Genomic DNA, 19240 nt, shown 5'->3' with positions numbered 1-19240 from the left:
CTCACCATTCTTTGAGCACCCGCAGCTTGTTCGCCTTGTTCATCGCTTCGCGCCGCAGGCGCTTCAGCTCCGGGTAGAAGGCGTTGTCCTTGTTGGATTCCTGGCCGTTGAGCGGCAGATCGACCGTGGCGATCAGCTTTTCCTCCAGGAACCACGGCTCGGGGTGCACCATCCACGACACCAGGGCGTTCTCGGCCATCCACTGCGTGAGAACGGCCTCTCCACCGGCGAAAGTCCGCCTGTCGCCCGAGCCGATCCGGCGCAACTTGAAGCCGAGCTCACCGGCAAGCAGGATGCCGAGCGTCTTGCGCAGCGTCGAGCCGTCAGCGTCGGCATTGGCTGCCCCGTAGTGGTACTTCACCCGCTTGCGGAGATTCTGGGTGCTCGGCGGCTTCCCGTCGGCCGGCGGGCGGGTTGGACTGATCCCCACGTAGAGCAGTGTCAGGCCGTCCCGCTGCCGGCACTCCGAAACGTCGATGCCCGCGGGCACCGTGCGGAACCACCAACCGTTGGCTCCGGGAAGCTCGGGAACCGGGCAGGGTTCGCTGAACACTTCCTCGCGGGTGAACGGCCGTGCGGCGAGAAAGTCCGCGGGATTGCTGGCGCTTCGTCCTTTCGACATGCGCCTAGCTCCGGCGCTGACGGGCGATCTCGGCCAGCACCACACCGGCCGCGACCGAGGCGTTCAGCGACTCCGTCGGCCCCGCCATCGGAATCGACACCACCACATCGCAATTTTCCCGCACCAGGCGAGACAGTCCCTTGCCCTCCGAGCCGACCACCACGATCATCGGGCCGCTGCCTTCGAGCTCGTCGAGCGAGGCGTCGCCACCGGCGTCCAGGCCGACCACCTGCAGACCTGCATCGGCGTAACTCTTCAGCGTCCGAGTCAGATTCGTCGCCCGCGCGACCGGCGTACGGGCCGCAGCCCCGGCGCTGGTGCGCCACGCCACGGCGGTCACCGAGGCTGAACGACGCTGCGGGATCACCACACCGTGCCCACCGAATGCGGCCACCGAGCGCACGATGGCACCGAGGTTTCGCGGATCGGAGATGTTGTCCAGAGCCACCATCAGGGCGGGCTCCCCGGAATTCCGGGCCGCCTTCAACAGGTCGTCGGGATGGGCGTAGCTGTACGGCGGAACCTGCAGGGCCAGGCCCTGATGCAGCGTGTGGTTGCTCATCCGATCCAGGTCGTGGCGCTGCACCTCCAGGATCGAGATGCCGCGGTCAGCGGCGATCTGTACGGATTCGGTGAGCCGCTCGTCGGCCTCGGCGCCCAGCGCCACGTACAGCGCGGTGGCCGGAACCTTGGCCCGCAGGCACTCCACCACAGGGTTGCGGCCCAGCACCAGCTCGGTGTCGTCGGTCTTCTTGTGCCTGCCCTGCGCCTGCCGCGCGGCCTTCGCGGCCTTCTTGGCGGCCGGATGATGGGGCCGCTCGTGCGCGGCAGGCGTGGCCCCACGGCCCTCCAGCCCGCGACGACGCACGCCGCCGGATCCGACCGTCGGCCCCTTCTTGGTCCCCGGCTTGCGCACTGCGCCGCGCCGCTGCGAATTCCCGGCCATCTATGCTCCGTTCCCGTCCACCAGTGCCCACTGAGGACCGTCAGCGGTGTCGGTTACCTCGATGCCGGCCGCCTTGAGCCGATCCCGGATGGCATCGGCCGCCGCCCAGTCCCGGTTGGTCCGGGCCTCGGCTCGGCCGGCCAGAGCCCACTGCACAAGTTCGTCTACGGCAGCCAATGCGGCCGATGTCTCGTCACGCGACTCCCAGCGCTCGTCGAGCGGATCGCAGCCCAGGATCCCCATCATCGCCCGGATCGAGGTGGCCTGCGCCATCGCACCCTCGTGGTCACCGGCATCCAGCGCGCGGTTGCCCTCGGCACGGGCGGCATGCACCTCGGCCAGGGCGACCGGCACCGCGAGATCGTCATTGAGGGCAGCCGCGAACTTCGGTGTCCAGTCGCCGACGGCAACGGCACCGACCCGGTTGCGCACGCGGTGCAGGAAGTCTTCGATTCCGCTGTAGGCCTTCACTGCGTCCTGCAGCGCGTGCTCCGAGAACTCCAGCATGGAACGGTAATGCGCGCTGCCCAGGTAGTAGCGCAGCTCGGCTGCCCGAACCCGTTGCAGCACAGCAGGAATCGAGAGTACATTGCCCAGCGACTTGCTCATCTTCTCGCCACCCATGGTGACCCAGCCGTTGTGCAGCCAGTACCGGGCGAAACCGTCGCCTGCAGCCTGCGCCTGCGCGATCTCGTTCTCGTGGTGCGGGAAGACCAGGTCCATACCGCCGGCGTGGATGTCGAACTCCGCACCCAGATAGGCCTCGCACATCGCCACGCACTCGGTGTGCCAGCCGGGGCGGCCGCGGCCCCATGGCGTCGGCCACGACGGCTCGCCCGGCTTGGCGCCCTTCCACAGCGTGAAATCGCGCTGGTCGCGTTTTCCGGTGGCCGCACCCTCGCCCTGGTGCACATCGTCGATGCGGTGGCCCGACAGCGCGCCGTAATCGGGCAGGCTCAGGACGTCGAAGTAGACGTCGCCGCCCGCGGCATAGGCGTGGCCCTTCTCGATCAGCCGGTCGATCAGCTCGATCATCTGGGTGATGTGGCCGGTGGCCCGCGGCTCGGCCGACGGGGGAAGCACGCCCAGCGCGTCATACGCGGCGCTGAACGCCCGCTCGTAGGTGGCGGCCCACTCCCACCACGGCCGGCCCGCATCGGCGGCCTTGGTGAGGATCTTGTCGTCGATGTCGGTGACATTGCGAATGAACGCAACGTCGTACCCATTGGCGGTCAGCCAGCGGCGCAGCACGTCGAACGCGACTCCGCTACGAACATGGCCGATGTGTGGCAGGCCCTGAACGGTGGCACCGCACAGATAGATCGAAGCGTGCCCCGGCTGCAGCGGTCGGAAATCTCGTACGGCACCCGCCATGGTGTCGTACAGCCGCAGATCGGTCACCTTGGCTGCCCGTTCGCTCCGCTCACGACGGCCCAGCTTACCGGCCTATTCGGCAGGAACCACCAATGCGCTGGCTATCGCGGCCAATCCTTCACCCCGGCCGGTCAGGCCGAGCCCGTCGGTGGTGGTGGCCGACACCGATACCGGCGCCCCGATCAGCTCGGAGAGCAGCCGCTGAGCCTCCTCCCGGCGCGGCCCGATCTTGGGCCGGTTGCCGATCACCTGCACGGTGGCATTGCCGATCTCGAAGCCCGCGGTCTGCACCAGTCCGCGAACGTGTCGCAGCATGTCGGCGCCGGTGACTCCCCGCCATTCCGGTCGGTCGGTGCCGAACACCCCGCCGAGGTCGCCGAGGCCCGCCGCGCTGAGCAGCGCATCACACAGTGCGTGGGCGGCAACGTCGCCATCGGAATGGCCGGCGCAGCCGTCGGCACCGTCGAAGAGCAGGCCCAACAGCCAGCAGGCGCGCCCGGGCTCGATCGGATGGACGTCGGTACCCAGCCCGACCCGTGGAATCTTCACGTGGCACGCGCCATGACGGCCTCGGCGAGCAGCAGGTCCAGCGGAGTGGTGATCTTGAAGGCCAGCGGGTCGCCCTCGACGATCTGTACCGGGGTTCCGATCTGTTCGACGAGCGAGGCGTCATCGGTGACCGCACCGACCCCGGCCCGCTGATAGGCCCGGCGTAACACGTCGGTACGGAAGCCCTGCGGGGTCTGGACGGCTCGCAGGCCAGCCCGTTCGGGAGTCCCCAGCACCGCTCCGTTGGCGTCGACGGCCTTGATGGTGTCGGCCAGCGGAAGGCCGGGAACGACGGCGGCATAACCGTCAGTCAGTGCCGTAACCACTCGGGCGATCAACGAAGGAGGGGTCAACGCCCGGGCGGCGTCGTGCACCAGGACGAAATCCGGATCGCCGGCCGCCGCCAGAGCCAGCGCCACCGATTCGGTGCGATCGGCTCCCCCGGCCACGATCTGTGCACGTCCACCGAATACCAGGATGGCCTCGTCGGTGAGCGTGGACGGAACCGCGACCACGACCTTGTCGATCACCCCGGAGGCCAGCAACCCGTCCAGGGCATGCTCCAACAGGGGTTTGCGCCCCAGTTTGACGAATGCTTTGGGCCTTCCCGCACCCAGCCGCTCACCCGAGCCGGCGGCCGGGACGACCGCGACAGTTGTTGCCACCACGCGTCAGGACGCGGCGGCCAGAACCTCGTCGAGGATGATCGAGGCCTTGGCGTCATCGGTGTTCTCGGCCAGCGCAAGCTCGCCGACCAGAATCTGCCGGGCCTTGGCCAGCATTCGCTTCTCACCCGCGGACAGACCGCGTTCCTGATCGCGACGCCACAGATCCCGGACAACCTCGGCAACCTTGTTCACGTCACCGGAGGCCAGCTTCTCGAGATTGGCCTTGTAGCGGCGTGACCAGTTCGTCGGCTCTTCGGTGTGCGGAGCCCGCAGCACCTGGAAAACCTTGTCGAGACCCTCCTGGCCCACGACGTCGCGGACGCCGACATACTCAGCGTTGTCCGCGGGAACTCTCACGGTCAGATCCCCTTGGGAAACCTTCAGGACGAGATATTCCTTCTGCTCGCCTTTGATGGTCCGGGTTTCGATCGCCTCGATCAACGCAGCACCGTGGTGTGGATAGACGACGGTGTCTCCGACCTTGAAAATCATCTGATTCGAGCCCCTTTCGCTAGTCCATCCTAACACGGGCCCAGATCACGCGCGCACCAACTCCGCAGGTCAGGGGCACCGCAGATGGTGAATGGGGGTTGACATGATGACCAAAGCGTGCAACCACCAGGCCCGCCGGGCGGCCGAAAGAGGTGTCCCCGCATGGGTGTTGAAGGCCTGCGGCGGCCGTGGTCGAGCCCCCATTCACCCCGTCTGGCACGCCCTCGCATTCCGCCCGCCGACCTCACCTACTACTGTGCATAGTCGAAGTACGCCGACCCAGCTCAGGAGGCTTGAGTGAACCGCTTCGCAATGCGTGCCTCGGCCGGTCTGGCCGCATGTGGCCTGACCGCAGCCGTTCTCACCGGGTGCAGCGCCGGCCAGGTCTCCCAGACGGCGACCCAGGAGCCCGCAGTCAACGGCGTGAACGCACAGGCCGGCGCGATCGCGCTGCGCAACGTGCACCTGCGTGCGCCGCAGCAGAAGGACTACGTCGAACCCGGCTCCGAGGCCGAACTGCTGTTCGTCGCAGCCAACGAGTCCAACGAGAAGGCCAACAAGCTCATCTCGATCAAGACCACCGTCGGCGACGTGACACTGACCGGTGACCAGACCATCCCGACGGGCGGAGTGCTCATCGTCGGTGAGCCCGACGGCCAGCTCAAGCCGCTGGAGACGACCGAGGCCGCCGACGCTGTCACCGCCAAGGTCACGCTGACCAAGCCGGTCACCAACGGCCTGCTCTACGACTTCACGTTCAAGTTCGAGAATGGCGAGACCACTGTCGCCGTTCCGATCTCGGCAGGCGATGCGCCCCGGCGTGACAAGAGCGGCGACGGGCCCATCGAAGGCGGCGCAGCCGGCGGGCACTGACCTGTCGCACCGCTGACCCGCGGGCCCCGACCGGCGCGTACGCACCGCCGATGTCGGGGGCAGCCGTTACTGTCACGGCGTGGCCGGTTCGAAAGTACGTTCGCAGTACCGCTGCTCGGAATGTCAGCACGCCACCCCGAAATGGGTGGGCCGCTGCGCCAATTGCGGCACCTGGGGAACGGTCGACGAGGTAGCGGTACTCGCCTCTGTGGGCAGTTCGGTCCGCCGCTCGGTGGCGCCGACGTCCCCGGCAGTACCGATCACGTCGATCGACCCGGGCATCACCCGGCACTACGCGACCGGCGTCACCGAGCTGGACCGGGTTCTCGGCGGCGGACTGGTGGCTGGTTCGGTCACGCTGCTGGCCGGGGATCCCGGCGTCGGCAAGTCCACCCTGCTGCTCGAGGTGGCCAACCGTTGGGCGCACACCGGCCGCCGCGCGCTGTACCTGTCCGGTGAGGAATCGGCGGGCCAGATCCGCCTGCGCGCCGAACGCACCGGTTGCACACACGACAACGTCTATCTGGCGGGCGAATCCGATCTGCAGATCGCTCTGGGCCACATCGATGAGGTCAAACCGAGTCTGGTCGTAGTGGATTCGGTGCAGACCATGTCCACCACCGAAGCCGACGGGGTGAGCGGCGGGGTCACGCAGGTGCGCGCGGTGACCACGGCGCTGACCGGCTATGCGAAAACCGCTGTCGGAGACCCGGCGGTCGCTATGATCCTGGTCGGGCACGTGACGAAGGACGGCGCCATCGCGGGCCCGCGTTCCCTGGAGCATCTCGTCGACGTGGTGCTGCATTTCGAGGGTGATCACACGTCGAGCCTGCGCCTGGTGCGCGGGGTCAAGAACCGGTTCGGCGCCGCCGACGAGGTTGGCTGTTTTCAGATGCACGACAACGGGATCGAGTGCGTGAGCGATCCGTCCGGGCTGTTCCTCGACCAGCGTCCGGCAGCAGTTCCCGGTACCGCGGTCACCGTCACCCTGGACGGCAAGCGCCCGATGATCGGCGAGGTGCAGGCGCTGGCCGTCCAACCGGTCGGCCCGCCGCGGCGGGCGGTCAGCGGTATCGACTCGGCCCGCGCGGCGATGATCAGCGCAGTGTTGCAGACCCGCTGTGCGCTGCCGATCGGCGGCCACGACCTGTACGTGTCGACCGTCGGCGGTATGCGGCTGACCGATCCGTCCTCGGACCTGGCCGTGGCGTTGGCCATCACGTCGGCCTACCTCGACATCGCGCTGCCGATGAATGCCGTGGTGATCGGCGAGGTCGGACTGGTCGGCGATCTGCGCCGGGTCACCGGCATGGACCGCAGGCTCGCCGAGGCCGCCCGGCTGGGTTTCACGATTGCCGTGGTGCCGCCCGGAGTCACCAGCGCACCGGCCGGGCTGCGGGTCATCACCGTCGATCACATCGGAGCGGCATTGCGGGCACTCAAAGACATCGCGATTGCCAGCAATCACGAACATCGCGGACAATAGCGGCCGACCCTAGGAGAATCGATGGCCGTGAACTCCGGTGCCAGGACCAGCCGCACCGTCGTGCACCTGGCACGACCGACGCTGCGGGAAACCCTCGGCCGGCTGGCGCCCGGCACACCGCTGCGCGACGGCCTGGAACGCATCCTGCGCGGCAGAACGGGTGCTCTGATCGTGCTCGGGTACGACGACAGCGTGGAAGCCATCTGCGACGGTGGATTCGCTCTGGACGTGCGGTACGCGCCCACCCGCCTGCGTGAGCTGTCGAAGATGGACGGCGCGGTGGTGCTGTCCAGTGACGGCAGCCGGATCGTGCGGGCCAACGTGCAGTTGGTGCCGGATCCGTCCATCCCCACCGACGAATCCGGCACCCGCCACCGTTCAGCCGAGCGCACCGCGGTCCAGACCGGGTATCCGGTGATCTCGGTGAGCCACTCGATGAGCATCGTGACCGTCTACGTTGCCGGGGAGCGCCACGTGGTGCCCGATTCGGCCACGATCCTGTCGCGGGCCAACCAGACCATCGCCACGCTCGAGCGCTACAAGGGCCGGCTCGACGAGGTCAGCAAGCAGCTGTCCACCGCCGAGATCGAAGATTTCGTGACGCTGCGCGACGTGATGACCGTCGTTCAGCGCCTGGAGATGGTGCGCCGGATCAGCCTGGAGATCGACGCCGACGTCGTCGAGCTCGGCACCGACGGACGCCAGCTCAAACTGCAGCTCGACGAACTCGTCGGCGACAACGAGGCCGCGCGTGAGCTGATCGTGCGGGATTACCACGCCTTGCCGGATCCGCCGACTGCCGCACAAGTCCATGCGACGCTCGATGAGCTCGATGCCCTGACCGACAGTGAGCTACTCGACTTCACCACGCTGGCAAGGGTTTTCGGATATCCGTCGACGGCGGAGGCACAGGACTCGGCGATGAGCTCACGCGGCTACCGCGCCATGGCGGGGATACCGCGACTGCAGTTCGCCCACGTCGATCTGCTGGTGCGCTCGTTCGGCTCGTTGCAAGGGCTGCTGGCCGCCAGCTCCGACGATCTTCAGTCGGTGGACGGTATCGGATCGATGTGGGCGCGGCACATCCGCGAGGGGCTGTCCCTGTTGGCCGAATCGACGATCGCCGACCGGTTGGCCTGAGCGTCAGTTACCCGGTGCAGCCGGCCCGACGTCCGGTGCGCCCTCGGCGGGCGGCCCGGGCAGCTGCGGATTGGGTTGGGCCAGGATGAACGGCACCGGTGCCGATCTGAGATTGCCGAGCTGCACCATCAGGTTGTAGGTGCCGGGCCCGATCGGCTGACGCGGCATCGGGCACTGCGGCGCCGATCCCATGCCGGTCCAGGTCACCTCGGTGGTCACCTGCTCACCCGGATTGAACGTCTTCACCAGGGTCTCGTTGGACGGCGCACAATCCAGGTTGGACCAGAGCCGGTTGTTGTCCAGCGCGTACACGTAGGCCGCCAGGACAGCGGCGCCGACGTCACGTTTGCAGGCCACCAGGCCGATATTGGTCACGACCATGGTGAACTTCGGTTGGTCACCCACCAGATACTCGGGTTGGCTGGTGATGCCCTTGACCGCCAGGGTCGAATCCGGGCAGTCGTCGCCCTCCTTGAGCAGCGGCGGCGGCGTGACCGCTGCCGTCGGTGTGGCCGTCGGCGCCGGAGCGTGCTGGGCCGGCGGCACCACAGGTGTCTTGACCTCGGGGTTCTCACCCGGCAGCGGTGTCGCCGGGGCGGCGGTGGCCGACGGTTCGTCGGCGGACTTGGTCTCGGCACCGGAGTTGCTGGTCACGATCACCGCGACGATCGCGGCGATGATCCCCACGACGACTACCGCGATTCCGATGGCCAGCGCCCGGCGCCGCCAGTAAATCTGCGAGGGCAGTGGCCCATGAGGTTCGAGATCCAACACGACCTTCACGGTAAGCCCAGGTCATGCCCAGTTGTCCGAGGCGCCTCGGCGTGTCGGGACTGCAGCGAAATTCTCAGGCTTCGCCGATATCGCCGACGTAATCGCGCAGCTCCACCCGACCGTCGGCCAGGTGGTACGTGACGCCGACGATGGCCTGGGTGCCGGCGGCAATACCGTTGGCGATGGCCGACGAACGCGCCTGCAGTTGCGCCACCGTCTGGTTGACGTGCTCGGCCTCGAACTCATCGACCCGGGTGAGCCCCGCGCGCCGCCCCAGCAGGATCGACGGGGTCACCCGCTCGACGATGTCGCGCACATAGCCGCCGGGGATCTGGCCCTCGTCCAGCGCGGCGAGCGCGGCCTTGACCGCACCGCAACTGTCGTGGCCGAGCACCACGATCAACGGAACATCCAGGATCGAGACCCCGTACTCGATGGAACCCAGCACCGCGCTGTCGAGAACGTGGCCCGCGGTACGCACCACGAACATGTCACCCAGACCCTGGTCGAACAGCAACTCCGCGGCGACGCGGCTGTCACCGCAGCCGAACACGACGGCAGTGGGCTTCTGGCCGTGCGCCAACTTGGCCCGGCGGGCGGTGTCCTGGCTGGGGTGCTGCGGTTCACCCGCCACGAAGCGGGCGTTACCGTCCTTGAGTGCCTTCCATGCGGATATCGGGTTCGAGTTGGGCATGTCAGTCATTGTGCATGAGTCACCGATGAGCATCGACCCGGGACAGCTCGTGGGTTGGTATGAAAATGCCCAGCGTGACCTGCCGTGGCGCCGACCTGGTGTTTCTGCCTGGCAGATCCTCGTCAGCGAGTTCATGTTGCAACAGACCCCGGTGTCCCGGGTCGAGCCGATCTGGCTGGCCTGGATCGAGCGGTGGCCCACGCCGTCGGCCACCGCTGCCGCCGGTTCTGCCGAGGTGTTGCGCGCCTGGGGCAAGCTGGGTTACCCGCGGCGGGCCAAACGCCTGCATGAGTGTGCTGTGGTGATCGCAGGCGAATACGGCGACGAGGTACCCACCGACGTCGAGACGCTGCTGACCTTGCCCGGAGTCGGGGCCTACACCGCGCGCGCGGTGGCGTGCTTCGCGTATTCGGCGAGCGTTCCGGTGGTCGACACCAACGTGCGCCGCGTGGTCACCAGGGTGTTGCACGGCCAGGCGGACGCGCCGCCCCGGGCCCGCGACCTGGACGACGTGGCCGCACTGCTGCCGGCCGATGAATCGGCACCGATCTTCTCGGCCGCTCTGATGGAGTTGGGCGCGACCGTGTGCACCGCACGTGCGCCGCAGTGCGGCACGTGCCCATTGAGCCGGTGCCGCTGGCGCACCGCGGGTTACCCCGCCGCAGCGATCACCAAGCGGGTGCAGCGTTACGCCGGCACCGACCGCCAGGTCCGCGGCAAGCTGCTGGATGTCTTGCGCGACAGCAGTTCTCCGGTCACCCGTGCCCAACTGGACGTGGTCTGGCTGACCGACACCGCCCAGCGCGACCGGGCACTGGACTCACTGCTGGTGGACGGACTGGTGGAGCAGACCGTCGACGGGCTCTTCGCGCTGGCGGGCGAAGGCGACTGATCACGCCGTCTCTTCGGTTTCGTCGGCACCGCAGGCGAATTGGCGCCGGTAGTCCGACGGTGTCACTCCGATGATCCGGCGGAAGTGGTGACGCAGCAGCGTCGCGGTACCGAACCCGGCCTGCCCGGCGATCCGGTCGACATCCAGATCCGTCGCTTCGAGCAGTCTGCGCGCATAGAGCACCCGTTGATCGGTGATCCATTGCATCGGGGTGGTCCCGGTCTCCTCGACGAACCGGCGGGCGAAGGTACGCGTGGACATCGAAGACCGCCTGGCCAGTGTCGCCACGGTGTGCGGCTGGTCCAGGTTGGTGAGAATCCAATCTAGTTGTGGTGCAAACCCTTCCGAACACCTCACCGGGATCGGCTGGTCAATGAACTGGCGCTGCCCGCCGTCGCGCTGCGGCGGGACCACCATGCGCCGGGCGATCCTGTTGGTCACCTCGCTGCCGAGTTCCCGGCGAACCAGGTGCAGGCACGCATCGATGCCGGCCGCGGTACCCGCGCTGGTGATCAGATTGCCGTCGTCGACGAACAGCACGTTGCGGTCGACACGTGCGGTGGGATATCTGCGGGCCAGGTCATCGGCGTGCATCCAATGCGTGGTGCACGGCCGTCCGTCCAACAGGCCCGCCGCGCCGGCCAGGAACGCACCGGAACACACGGTCAGGATGATCGATCCCGCATCGGCGGCCGCACGGACAGCCTCCAGCGCCTCGGGCAGGTAGTCCGTGCCACCGATCGCGGGGATCGCGACCAGGTCCGCGCCCCGGAGTGCATCCAACCCGTGTTCGGGGGTCAATGTCGCCCCAACCGATGTCCGCAGCGGCTTCCCCGGTTCGGGCCCGCACACCTTGAAGTCGAAGTTGGGCACCCCGTCCGCGGACCGATCGATCCCGAAAACCTCACAGATGACCCCGAACTCGAAGATCGCCAGCCCGTCGAGCACCAGCGTGGAGACGCTTCTCAGCATGGCAGCATTTTATCGCAAGGTGTCAGCACTGCCACTGTTGGCGGAATATTGTTCTTACAACAATTACTGCCATGACTGTTGCACTGGCGCTGATAATCCTGGCCCTGCCCCTCGCGGTCGCCGCCGCGGTGAGTTGGGCGGCACATCGCAACGCCGTCCCGCGTTTCCGCCTGGATCAGTTCGACCCAAGCCCGCCCGACTACGAGATGTACCGCGCGGGCCACGATCTCGACGCGGTCCGCAGCCGGTTCGAACGCCGGCCGTCGTGGCCGAGCGCCGGAGCCCTAGGCGAGCGTCGCTAGAAATTCCGACACGGCTTCCCGGTACACCCCGGGTGCGTCGTCGTGGATCAGGTGACCCGCACCGGGCACGTACAGATACCGGGCGTCCTGACCGATTTCGGCCATTCGACGCATCTGCCCGGGAGGTGCCACCGAGTTCTCCGCCTCGATGAGCAAGGTCGGCACAGCGACAGCCCGCCACTGCTGCCAGTAGTCCCGCGTCCCCCACTGGGCAGCGATGTCCAGCCACCACTGCGGATAGCCGTGCAATCTCCAGCCGGTAGCCGTGCGGTCGAACGCCTCCAGGAAATACTGGCCGGCGACCGGACCGAACTCGGCGAAAACTTCTTGGGCCGAACCGAACTCGACCGGAAGAGCGTGTACCCACGGCTCCCAGGGCCCGGTGGTACGTCCCACGAAGTCGGGGGCCATATCCTCCACCACCACCGCCTTGACCAGTTCCGGGCGGGCCGCGGCCAGACACCAGGAATGCAGTGCACCCATGGAATGCCCGACCAGGATCACCGGCCGACCGAGCCCGGCCACGGCCTCACCGAGATCCGCGACGAAACGCTCGGTGCTGATCGGATAGGGATCGACCACATCGCGCCCGCGGTGCCACGGCGCGTCGTAGGTGTACACCTCGCCCAGCGCGGTCAACCACGGCACTTGGCGTGACCAGGTGCTGCCGCGACCCATCAGGCCGTGCACGAGGACGATGGGCTCGCCGCGCCCGCCTTTGCGGGTGAGGAGATCTGTGACCATGCCGTTATCTTGCCGGGAGCGACAGGTAGCCTGGACACCATGCCTGTCGTGAAGATCAACGCCATCGAGGTACCGGCCAACGCAGGCCCGGAACTGGAGAAGCGGTTCGCCAATCGCGCACACTCCGTCGACAACCAGCCCGGGTTCCTCGGCTTCCAACTGCTACGTCCGGTCAAGGGCGAGGAACGCTACTTCGTGGTGACGCAGTGGGAAACCGAAGAGGCCTTCCAGGCGTGGGCTTCGGGGCGCGCCGCCGACGCCCACAAGGGTGAGCACGCCAACCCGGTGGCTACCGGCGCATCGCTGCTGGAGTTCGAGGTTGTGCTGGACGTTGCAGGGCCCGCTGCCCAGGCGTAGCCACGCCCGGACGCCGCGCCGCGCGGTCGGCCTGACGGCCATCGCGGCGGTCGCCGCGGCCCTGGCTTGTGGCTGTGCGCCGAGCGTCGCGCCCGCGGCCGAAGTGTCCTACGGCGCGCACATCGACACCATCACCCCACCCGGTCTGCGGGCCAAGCAGACCATGGACATGCTCAACTCCGACTGGCCCATCGGCCCCATCGGCGTCCGCACCCTGGCCGTCCCCGAAAAGGTCGACCTGGTGGGCACCAAGATGGACGCGATCTGGTGGGATCGGCCGTTCAAGGTCACCTCGGTGGACATCGGTGCCGCGCAGGCGACGTTGCACGTACTGACCTCCTACAACGTGGCCCAGGACATCGAACTGCGGACCAACGACAGCGGACTCGTCGACCGCTTCGATGTCACGCTGGTGCCGCCGAAGATCGACACCTGGTCCGATATCGACACCGAGCTGACCAAGTCGGGTGCGCGTTACTCCTACCGCGTGTCCAAAGTGGTCGACGGCAAGTGCGAGCAGGTCGCCGGCACCAACACCGACATGTCACTGCCGCTGGCTTCGATCTTCAAACTCTATGTACTGCTTGCAGTTTCGGACGCGGTGAAGGCCGGCACCCTCAGCTGGGACGATCACCTCACGATCACCAAGGAAGGCAAGAAGCTCGGCTCCGCCGGGTTGGACAAGCTGCCCCCCGGCGCTCTGATCACGGTGCGGACCGCCGCCCAGCAGATGATCTCGGCCAGCGACAACATGGCCACCGACCTGCTGATCGCACGGATGGGTCCGGCCGCCGTGGAACGCGCACTGGTGACCGCAGGGCACCACGATCCCGCCAGCATGACTCCGTTCCCGACCATGCACGAGGTGTTCTCGGTCGGCTGGGGTGAACCCAACCTTCGCGACCAGTGGAAGACCGCCTCACCCGCTGACCGGGTGGCGCTGCTCCAGCAGACCAATTCCCGTCCCTACGAACCGGATCCGTACCGCACCCATACGCCGGCCTCCAACGACGGCCTCGAATGGTTCGCCAGCGCGGCCGACATCTGCCGGGTGCACGCCGCGCTGCAGGCCTCTGCCCACGGTGCCGCCGCACCGGTGAAGGACATCCTCTCGGCGTTGCCCGGGATCGACCCGGATCCGGCGAAGTGGCGCTATATCGGCGCCAAGGGCGGCAACCTGCCCGGCGATCTGACCTTCAGCTGGTATGCGGTGGACTACACCGGGCAGCCGTGGGTGTTCAGTTTTCAGCTGAACTGGCCCAAGTTCCGGAGCCCCACTGCCGCAGGATGGTTGCTGCAGATCGCCAAGCGGGCGTTCGCCATGGCACCTGTGGGCTAATTGCTCCGCAGCGTCCAGGCCTGACCGCGCAAGTGCATCACGGTCCGGCTCATCGGCGCGATGTCGATACGCCAGAACGATTTCGGTGGGGCGTCCAACGCAACGAGGATCGCCGCTCGGATCACCGCCGGGTGGGTCACCGCCACGATGCGCCCGCGCGCCGAGGCCAGGCTGTCCATCCAGCCGTGGACCCGACTGAGGAGATCGACCACCGATTCGCCACCGTGCGGCGCCCGGGCCGGGTCGTCCAGCCAGACCGCGAGGTCAGCCGGCGGTACCCGGTCCAGTACCCCACCGCACCAGCCCCCGAAATCCAGATCTGCCAGTTGAGGTTCGACCACCGCCGACACGCCCAGCAGTTCGGCGGTCTGACGGGACCGTTTCTCCGGACCGCAGTACGCGGCGTCGACGACGCCCAGTTCGACGGTGGCATCGGCTTGCCGATGGCCCAGCTGATTGAGCGGCTCATCGGTGGGGAATCGTCCGGCCGCCGTGGCGTCGGTCATGGCATGCGACACCAACGTCAGCCGGACGACCTCACTCATCGAAAGTCACCCGAAATCACGCCGAGACTGACTCCCGCTTCTTCTCATCAAGCACCTTCGACGCCAGGGCACCGAATACCAGCCCGATCGTCGCCCAGATCACCACCTGGGTGCCCAGGGAATACAGCCGGAAGTCATAGAGGTCGCCGGCCGGGAACGTCGACGGGGTCTCATGGATGCCCGGCAGGATCAGGAAGACCACGGCCATCGACACCACATAGTCCGCGACCCCGATCAGGGTGGCGTTCCAGATGCCCAGCTTCGGTGTGAGTCGACGTGCCAGCAGCACCGAGCCCACGAACAACCCGGCCGACAGCACCACCAACAGCAGGTACAGCAGGGTCCGCTGCTGGATGGTTTCGTCGAGGCTGACCGCAGGCGGATTGGGCGGATATTTCAGCGCCGGGACGATCCACAGCGAGACCAGCATGCCGCCGGCGGTCAGGGCGGCCAGCGCCCGCGCCGACAGGCTGGTCCGGCCGTAGACCACGCAGAACACGACGGCCAGCAGTGCGCCCATCGCCACGCTGAAGATCAGGACGCCCAGACCCATCCCGATGTTGGATTGCACGCCGCGGCTGAACAGCTCGACGCCCTCATCGCCGCCGTGCGAGTGCCCGGCAGGACCGTGCTCGGCCGCTTCGTGCGCGGCGCCGACACCGTTCTCGAAATCGATCGCCCGGCCGATGACCGGTTCGATCAGCACCTTCGACCAGAAGAATGCGAACACGCCCCCCAGGGCGCCGGCCAGAATGCCGCGCCCGATGAGTTGTCTTTCCATTGGCTCTGTTATCTCGGTTTCAGGTCAGTGACAGGGGAAACCGAGCAGGTGCCGTGCGTCATGCACGAACTCGTGCACGTAGGTGTTGTTGCCCAGAACCGAGGTTGCGCCCTGGTCCATTCCGACGAAGTAGAGGGCCAGCAGGGCGATGAACGCCGTCAGGGTCAGCCAGAGCACCGCCTTGGTCGCCGACAGGTTGATCGGCCGGGCGTGAACCGTGCGTGCATCAGTGGAAGTCATCTACGTGCCTTTCCGGGAATTCGCGTCCCAGTCCGTATCGTGACAGGCCAGGGTCTGACTGTTAACAGTGGCGCGGCCGCTCTGGACTCTCACCAGATTCCTTTGCCTGTCGATTACAACAGCATCCTAGCTACCCGCGCATGAGTTCTCTCTTTCGGTGCACGCGAAAATGCCCCCGTCTCGCGACGGGGGCATTTTCGTCAGAACCTTATTCGGCGGTCGCGCCGGCCTTGGCCAGATCCGGACCGTCGGAGCCGGCCGCCTTGGGCGCACCGGAGAACGTGAACTTCGCGTTCTCGCCGGCACCTTCGCCGTCCCAGCCCTCGACATCGACCGTGATCAACTGACCGGGGCCGATCTCCTCGAAGAGGATCTTCTCGGAGAGCTGGTCCTCGATCTCGCGCTGAATGGTGCGCCGCAGCGGGCGGGCACCCAGCACCGGATCGAAGCCGCGCTTGGCCAGCAGGGACTTGGCCTTGTCGGTCAGCTCCATGGCCATGTCCTTGGCCTTGAGCTGGTTTCCAACCCGACCGATCATCAGGTCGACCATCTTGATGATCTCGTCCTGCGTCAGCTGGTGGAAGACGATGATGTCGTCGATGCGGTTGAGGAACTCAGGCCGGAAGTGCTTCTTGAGCTCGTCGTTGACCTTCTGCTTCATCCGCTCGTAGTTGTTCTCGCCACCACCCTGGGTGAAGCCCAGCCCGACAGCCTTGGAGATGTCGGAGGTGCCCAGGTTCGAGGTGAAGATCAGCACGGTGTTCTTGAAGTCGACCGTGCGACCCTGACCGTCGGTGAGGCGACCGTCTTCCAGGACCTGCAACAGGCTGTTGTAGATCTCCTGGTGCGCCTTCTCGATCTCGTCGAACAGCACGACCGAGAACGGCTTGCGGCGCACCTTCTCGGTGAGCTGGCCGCCCTCTTCGTAGCCGACGTACCCCGGAGGAGCACCGAACAGCCGCGACGCGGTGAAGCGGTCGTGGAACTCGCCCATGTCGATCTGGATGAGCGCATCATCGTCACCGAACAGGAAGTTGGCCAGCGCCTTGGACAGCTCGGTCTTACCGACACCGGACGGGCCGGCGAAGATGAACGAACCGGACGGACGCTTCGGGTCCTTCAGGCCGGCACGAGTGCGGCGGATGGCCTTGGAAACAGCCTTGACCGCATCCTCTTGCCCGATGATCCGCTTGTGCAGTTCGTCTTCCATGCGCAGCAGCCGAGTGGTCTCCTCCTCGGTCAGCTTGAACACCGGGATACCGGTCCAGTTGCCCAGAACCTCAGCGATCTGCTCGTCGTCGACCTCAGCGACCACGTCGAGATCACCTGAGCGCCACTGCTTTTCACGCTCGCCGCGCTGAGCGACCAAGGTCTTCTCGGTATCGCGAAGGCTGGCCGCCTTCTCGAAGTCCTGCGCGTCGATCGCGGACTCCTTCTCCCGGCGCGCGTCGGCGATCTTCTCGTCGAACTCGCGCAGGTCTGGCGGAGCGGTCATCCGGCGGATGCGCATCCGCGCACCGGCCTCGTCGATCAGGTCGATCGCCTTGTCCGGCAGGAACCGGTCGTTGATGTAGCGGTCGGCCAGGGTGGCCGCGGCCACCAGGGCGCCGTCGGTGATCGAGACGCGGTGATGCGCCTCGTAGCGATCGCGCAGGCCCTTGAGGATCTCGATGGTGTGCTCGACCGTCGGCTCACCCACCTGGACCGGTTGGAACCGGCGCTCCAGGGCGGCGTCCTTCTCGATGTACTTGCGGTACTCGTCGAGCGTGGTGGCGCCGATGGTCTGCAGCTCGCCACGGGCCAGCTTCGGCTTCAGGATCGATGCGGCGTCGATGGCACCTTCGGCGGCTCCGGCTCCCACGAGGGTGTGCAGCTCGTCGATGAACAGGATGATGTCGCCGCGGGTGTTGATCTCCTTGAGCACCTTCTTCAGGCGCTCCTCGAAATCACCGCGGTAGCGGCTGCCGGCCACCAACGAACCGAGGTCGAGGGTGTAGAGCTGCTTGTCCTTGAGCGTCTCGGGGACCTCGCCGTGCACGATGGCCTGCGCCAGGCCCTCGACGACGGCGGTCTTGCCGACGCCGGGCTCGCCGATCAGCACCGGGTTGTTCTTGGTGCGGCGGGACAGCACCTGCATGACCCGCTCGATTTCCTTCTCGCGGCCGATGACCGGATCGAGCTTGCCTTCCATCGCGGCGGCGGTCAGGTTGCGGCCGAACTGGTCGAGAACCAGAGAGGTGGACGGGTTGCCGGACTCGCCGCCACGGCCACCGGTGCCGGCCTCGGCGGACTCCTTGCCCTGGTAGCCGCTCAGCAGCTGGATGACCTGCTGGCGCACCCGGGTCAGCTCGGCGCCGAGTTTGACCAGCACCTGCGCGGCCACGCCCTCGCCCTCACGAATCAGGCCGAGCAGAATGTGCTCGGTGCCGATGTAGTTGTGGCCGAGCTGCAACGCCTCGCGCAGGGACAACTCCAGCACCTTCTTGGCACGCGGGGTGAAGGGGATGTGACCGGACGGCGCCTGCTGGCCCTGGCCGATGATCTCCTCGACCTGGCTGCGCACGCCTTCCAGCGAGATACCCAACGACTCCAGCGACTTGGCGGCTACGCCCTCGCCCTCGTGAATAAGACCCAACAGGATGTGCTCGGTCCCGATGTAGTTGTGGTTGAGCATCCGGGCTTCTTCTTGCGCCAGGACGACGACCCTGCGGGCACGGTCGGTGAATCTCTCAAACATCGGTGGTTACCTGCTCTCCATCGCGTAGCGATACCCGCGTACGGCTTCGTTACATCGGTTTTCTCGTAGCCCGCACGGAGTTTCTACCGTCCACTCTAATGGGCGGCCGTCCCGGGTGCGGAGGTTGGACCCAGGACAAGCTGTCCACATCAAGTGCTGCACAAGAGCAACGCTGCCGGTGGGCGAATCGTTTCCGGAAACTACCCGTTTCGGGTTCGCCGCTAGCGAAAAACTCCGGACCGGGAATTCTCACCGGTCCGGAGCTGGCAACTATCGGTTACGTTGCGGTCGTTTATGTGGCGGCGTGGAAAGCATCGATGACGTCGGCGGGGATGCGACCCCGCGTCGACACGTTGTGGCCGTTGCGACGGGCCCATTCGCGGATGGCGGCGCTCTGCTCGCGGTCGATGGCGCCGCGGCCACGGGCCGGCCCTGCCGCCCGTCCGCGCCGGCGCCCACCGACCCGGCGCCCGGCCTCCACCCACTGCTTCAGATCGTTCCGGAGCTTGGTTGCGTTTTTCGAGGAAAGGTCGATCTCATAGGTGACACCGTCGAGGGCGAATTCGACCGTCTCGTCGGCGGTGGCTTCACCGTCGAAATCGTCGACCAACGTTACGGTCACTTTTTTCGCCATTACTCAACACCGAACCCTTCTGCAAACGCATTGGTAACTACCACCGAGTATCCCGCACCCGCGCCCTAATGTGCCACAA

General features: G+C 66.8%; 22 protein-coding genes. 7 read left to right on the top strand and 15 right to left on the bottom strand.

The genetic code is table 11. The annotated features are described in order from the left end of the window. Position 1: 1 nt before the first annotated feature. From G6N44_RS20725 to carD, 6 genes are all read right to left on the bottom strand, one after another. A complete protein-coding gene (locus G6N44_RS20725; RefSeq protein ID WP_163667027.1) occupies positions 2–622 on the bottom strand; it encodes a GIY-YIG nuclease family protein in 621 nt (206 codons plus the stop codon). Positions 623–626: 4 nt separating this feature from the next. After that, positions 627–1568 (bottom strand): 23S rRNA (guanosine(2251)-2'-O)-methyltransferase RlmB, encoded by a 942-nt coding sequence (rlmB, locus tag G6N44_RS20720; protein ID WP_163667025.1) that lies wholly within the window; start codon positions 1566–1568, stop codon positions 627–629. After that, positions 1569–2942 (bottom strand): cysteine--tRNA ligase, encoded by a 1374-nt coding sequence (gene cysS, locus G6N44_RS20715; protein ID WP_235683110.1) that lies wholly within the window; start codon positions 2940–2942, stop codon positions 1569–1571. 72 nt (positions 2943–3014) lie between these two features. Continuing rightward, complete coding sequence (ispF, locus tag G6N44_RS20710; RefSeq protein ID WP_163667021.1) at positions 3015–3491, bottom strand: 2-C-methyl-D-erythritol 2,4-cyclodiphosphate synthase; 477 nt, start codon at positions 3489–3491, stop codon at positions 3015–3017. Beyond that, the gene (gene ispD, locus G6N44_RS20705; protein WP_163667019.1) at positions 3488–4156 is read right to left on the bottom strand and encodes a 2-C-methyl-D-erythritol 4-phosphate cytidylyltransferase; all 669 of its coding nucleotides are present in this window, start codon (positions 4154–4156) and stop codon (positions 3488–3490) included. The genes ispF and ispD overlap by 4 nt, the downstream gene beginning before the upstream one ends. Positions 4157–4162: 6 nt before the next feature. Further along, positions 4163–4651: an RNA polymerase-binding transcription factor CarD gene (carD, locus tag G6N44_RS20700; protein ID WP_163667017.1), complete on the bottom strand. Its 489-nt coding sequence runs from the start codon at positions 4649–4651 to the stop codon at positions 4163–4165. 297 nt (positions 4652–4948) lie between these two features. Between carD and G6N44_RS20695 the strand changes: the two genes are divergently transcribed. The 3 genes from G6N44_RS20695 to disA all read left to right on the top strand — a co-directional run bounded on the left by G6N44_RS20695 (position 4949) and on the right by disA (position 8150). Continuing rightward, positions 4949–5524 (top strand): copper chaperone PCu(A)C domain-containing protein, encoded by a 576-nt coding sequence (locus G6N44_RS20695; protein WP_163667015.1) that lies wholly within the window; start codon positions 4949–4951, stop codon positions 5522–5524. Between the two features lie 79 nt (positions 5525–5603). Further along, positions 5604–7010, top strand: a complete 1407-nt coding sequence (gene radA, locus G6N44_RS20690) for a DNA repair protein RadA (RefSeq protein WP_163667013.1) — start codon at positions 5604–5606, stop codon at positions 7008–7010. Between the two features lie 21 nt (positions 7011–7031). Continuing rightward, positions 7032–8150, top strand: coding sequence for a DNA integrity scanning diadenylate cyclase DisA (disA, locus tag G6N44_RS20685; RefSeq protein ID WP_163667012.1), 1119 nt, complete (start codon positions 7032–7034; stop codon positions 8148–8150). A gap of 3 nt (positions 8151–8153) precedes the next feature. Here disA and G6N44_RS20680 read toward each other — a convergent pair whose 3' ends face one another. Continuing rightward, entirely contained in the window at positions 8154–8924 is a 771-nt protein-coding gene (locus G6N44_RS20680) for a hypothetical protein (RefSeq protein ID WP_179964423.1), read from the bottom strand. 73 nt (positions 8925–8997) lie between these two features. Further along, on the bottom strand, positions 8998–9618 hold the full coding sequence (locus G6N44_RS20675) for a carbonic anhydrase (protein WP_163667008.1): 621 nt from the start codon (positions 9616–9618) through the stop codon (positions 8998–9000). Positions 9619–9643: 25 nt separating this feature from the next. On the opposite strand from G6N44_RS20675, the gene G6N44_RS20670 reads away from it, so the two are divergent. Next, positions 9644–10510 (top strand): iron-sulfur binding domain-containing protein, encoded by an 867-nt coding sequence (locus tag G6N44_RS20670; RefSeq protein ID WP_179964422.1) that lies wholly within the window; start codon positions 9644–9646, stop codon positions 10508–10510. Here G6N44_RS20670 and G6N44_RS20665 read toward each other — a convergent pair whose 3' ends face one another. Next, positions 10511–11482 carry a GlxA family transcriptional regulator gene (locus tag G6N44_RS20665; RefSeq protein ID WP_163667004.1) on the bottom strand — a complete coding sequence of 324 codons (972 nt, stop codon included), beginning with the start codon at positions 11480–11482 and terminating at the stop codon, positions 10511–10513. It lies immediately after the preceding gene. Between the two features lie 71 nt (positions 11483–11553). On the opposite strand from G6N44_RS20665, the gene G6N44_RS20660 reads away from it, so the two are divergent. Further along, entirely contained in the window at positions 11554–11784 is a 231-nt protein-coding gene (locus G6N44_RS20660) for a hypothetical protein (RefSeq protein ID WP_163667002.1), read from the top strand. Here G6N44_RS20660 and G6N44_RS20655 read toward each other — a convergent pair. After that, positions 11767–12528, bottom strand: coding sequence for an alpha/beta fold hydrolase (locus tag G6N44_RS20655; RefSeq protein ID WP_163667000.1), 762 nt, complete (start codon positions 12526–12528; stop codon positions 11767–11769). The genes G6N44_RS20660 and G6N44_RS20655 overlap by 18 nt on opposite strands. Positions 12529–12567: 39 nt before the next feature. On the opposite strand from G6N44_RS20655, the gene mhuD reads away from it, so the two are divergent. After that, a complete protein-coding gene (mhuD, locus tag G6N44_RS20650) occupies positions 12568–12885 on the top strand; it encodes a mycobilin-forming heme oxygenase MhuD (RefSeq protein ID WP_163666998.1) in 318 nt (105 codons plus the stop codon). Then, positions 12860–14224: a serine hydrolase gene (locus G6N44_RS20645; RefSeq protein WP_179964421.1), complete on the top strand. Its 1365-nt coding sequence runs from the start codon at positions 12860–12862 to the stop codon at positions 14222–14224. Before mhuD ends, G6N44_RS20645 begins: the two co-directional genes overlap by 26 nt. Here G6N44_RS20645 and G6N44_RS20640 read toward each other — a convergent pair. The 5 genes from G6N44_RS20640 to lsr2 all read right to left on the bottom strand — a co-directional run bounded on the left by G6N44_RS20640 (position 14221) and on the right by lsr2 (position 19161). Continuing rightward, complete coding sequence (locus tag G6N44_RS20640) at positions 14221–14769, bottom strand: histidine phosphatase family protein (RefSeq protein WP_163666996.1); 549 nt, start codon at positions 14767–14769, stop codon at positions 14221–14223. The genes G6N44_RS20645 and G6N44_RS20640 overlap by 4 nt on opposite strands. A gap of 16 nt (positions 14770–14785) precedes the next feature. Continuing rightward, positions 14786–15550, bottom strand: coding sequence for a CbtA family protein (locus tag G6N44_RS20635; protein ID WP_163666994.1), 765 nt, complete (start codon positions 15548–15550; stop codon positions 14786–14788). A 24-nt stretch (positions 15551–15574) separates the two neighbouring features. Then, positions 15575–15790, bottom strand: a complete 216-nt coding sequence (locus G6N44_RS20630) for a CbtB domain-containing protein (RefSeq protein WP_163666992.1) — start codon at positions 15788–15790, stop codon at positions 15575–15577. Positions 15791–15998: 208 nt separating this feature from the next. After that, on the bottom strand, positions 15999–18527 hold the full coding sequence (gene clpC1 / locus G6N44_RS20625) for an ATP-dependent protease ATP-binding subunit ClpC (RefSeq protein ID WP_163666990.1): 2529 nt from the start codon (positions 18525–18527) through the stop codon (positions 15999–16001). A gap of 292 nt (positions 18528–18819) precedes the next feature. Next, on the bottom strand, positions 18820–19161 hold the full coding sequence (gene lsr2 / locus G6N44_RS20620) for a histone-like nucleoid-structuring protein Lsr2 (protein WP_163666988.1): 342 nt from the start codon (positions 19159–19161) through the stop codon (positions 18820–18822). Positions 19162–19240: the final 79 nt, after the last annotated feature.

Origin of the sequence: Mycolicibacterium alvei, from assembly GCF_010727325.1 — a bacterium.
Classification (GTDB): domain Bacteria; phylum Actinomycetota; class Actinomycetes; order Mycobacteriales; family Mycobacteriaceae; genus Mycobacterium; species Mycobacterium alvei.
Note: the sequence above shows the minus strand (reverse complement) of the source record. Positions and strands in the feature narration are given on the sequence as shown.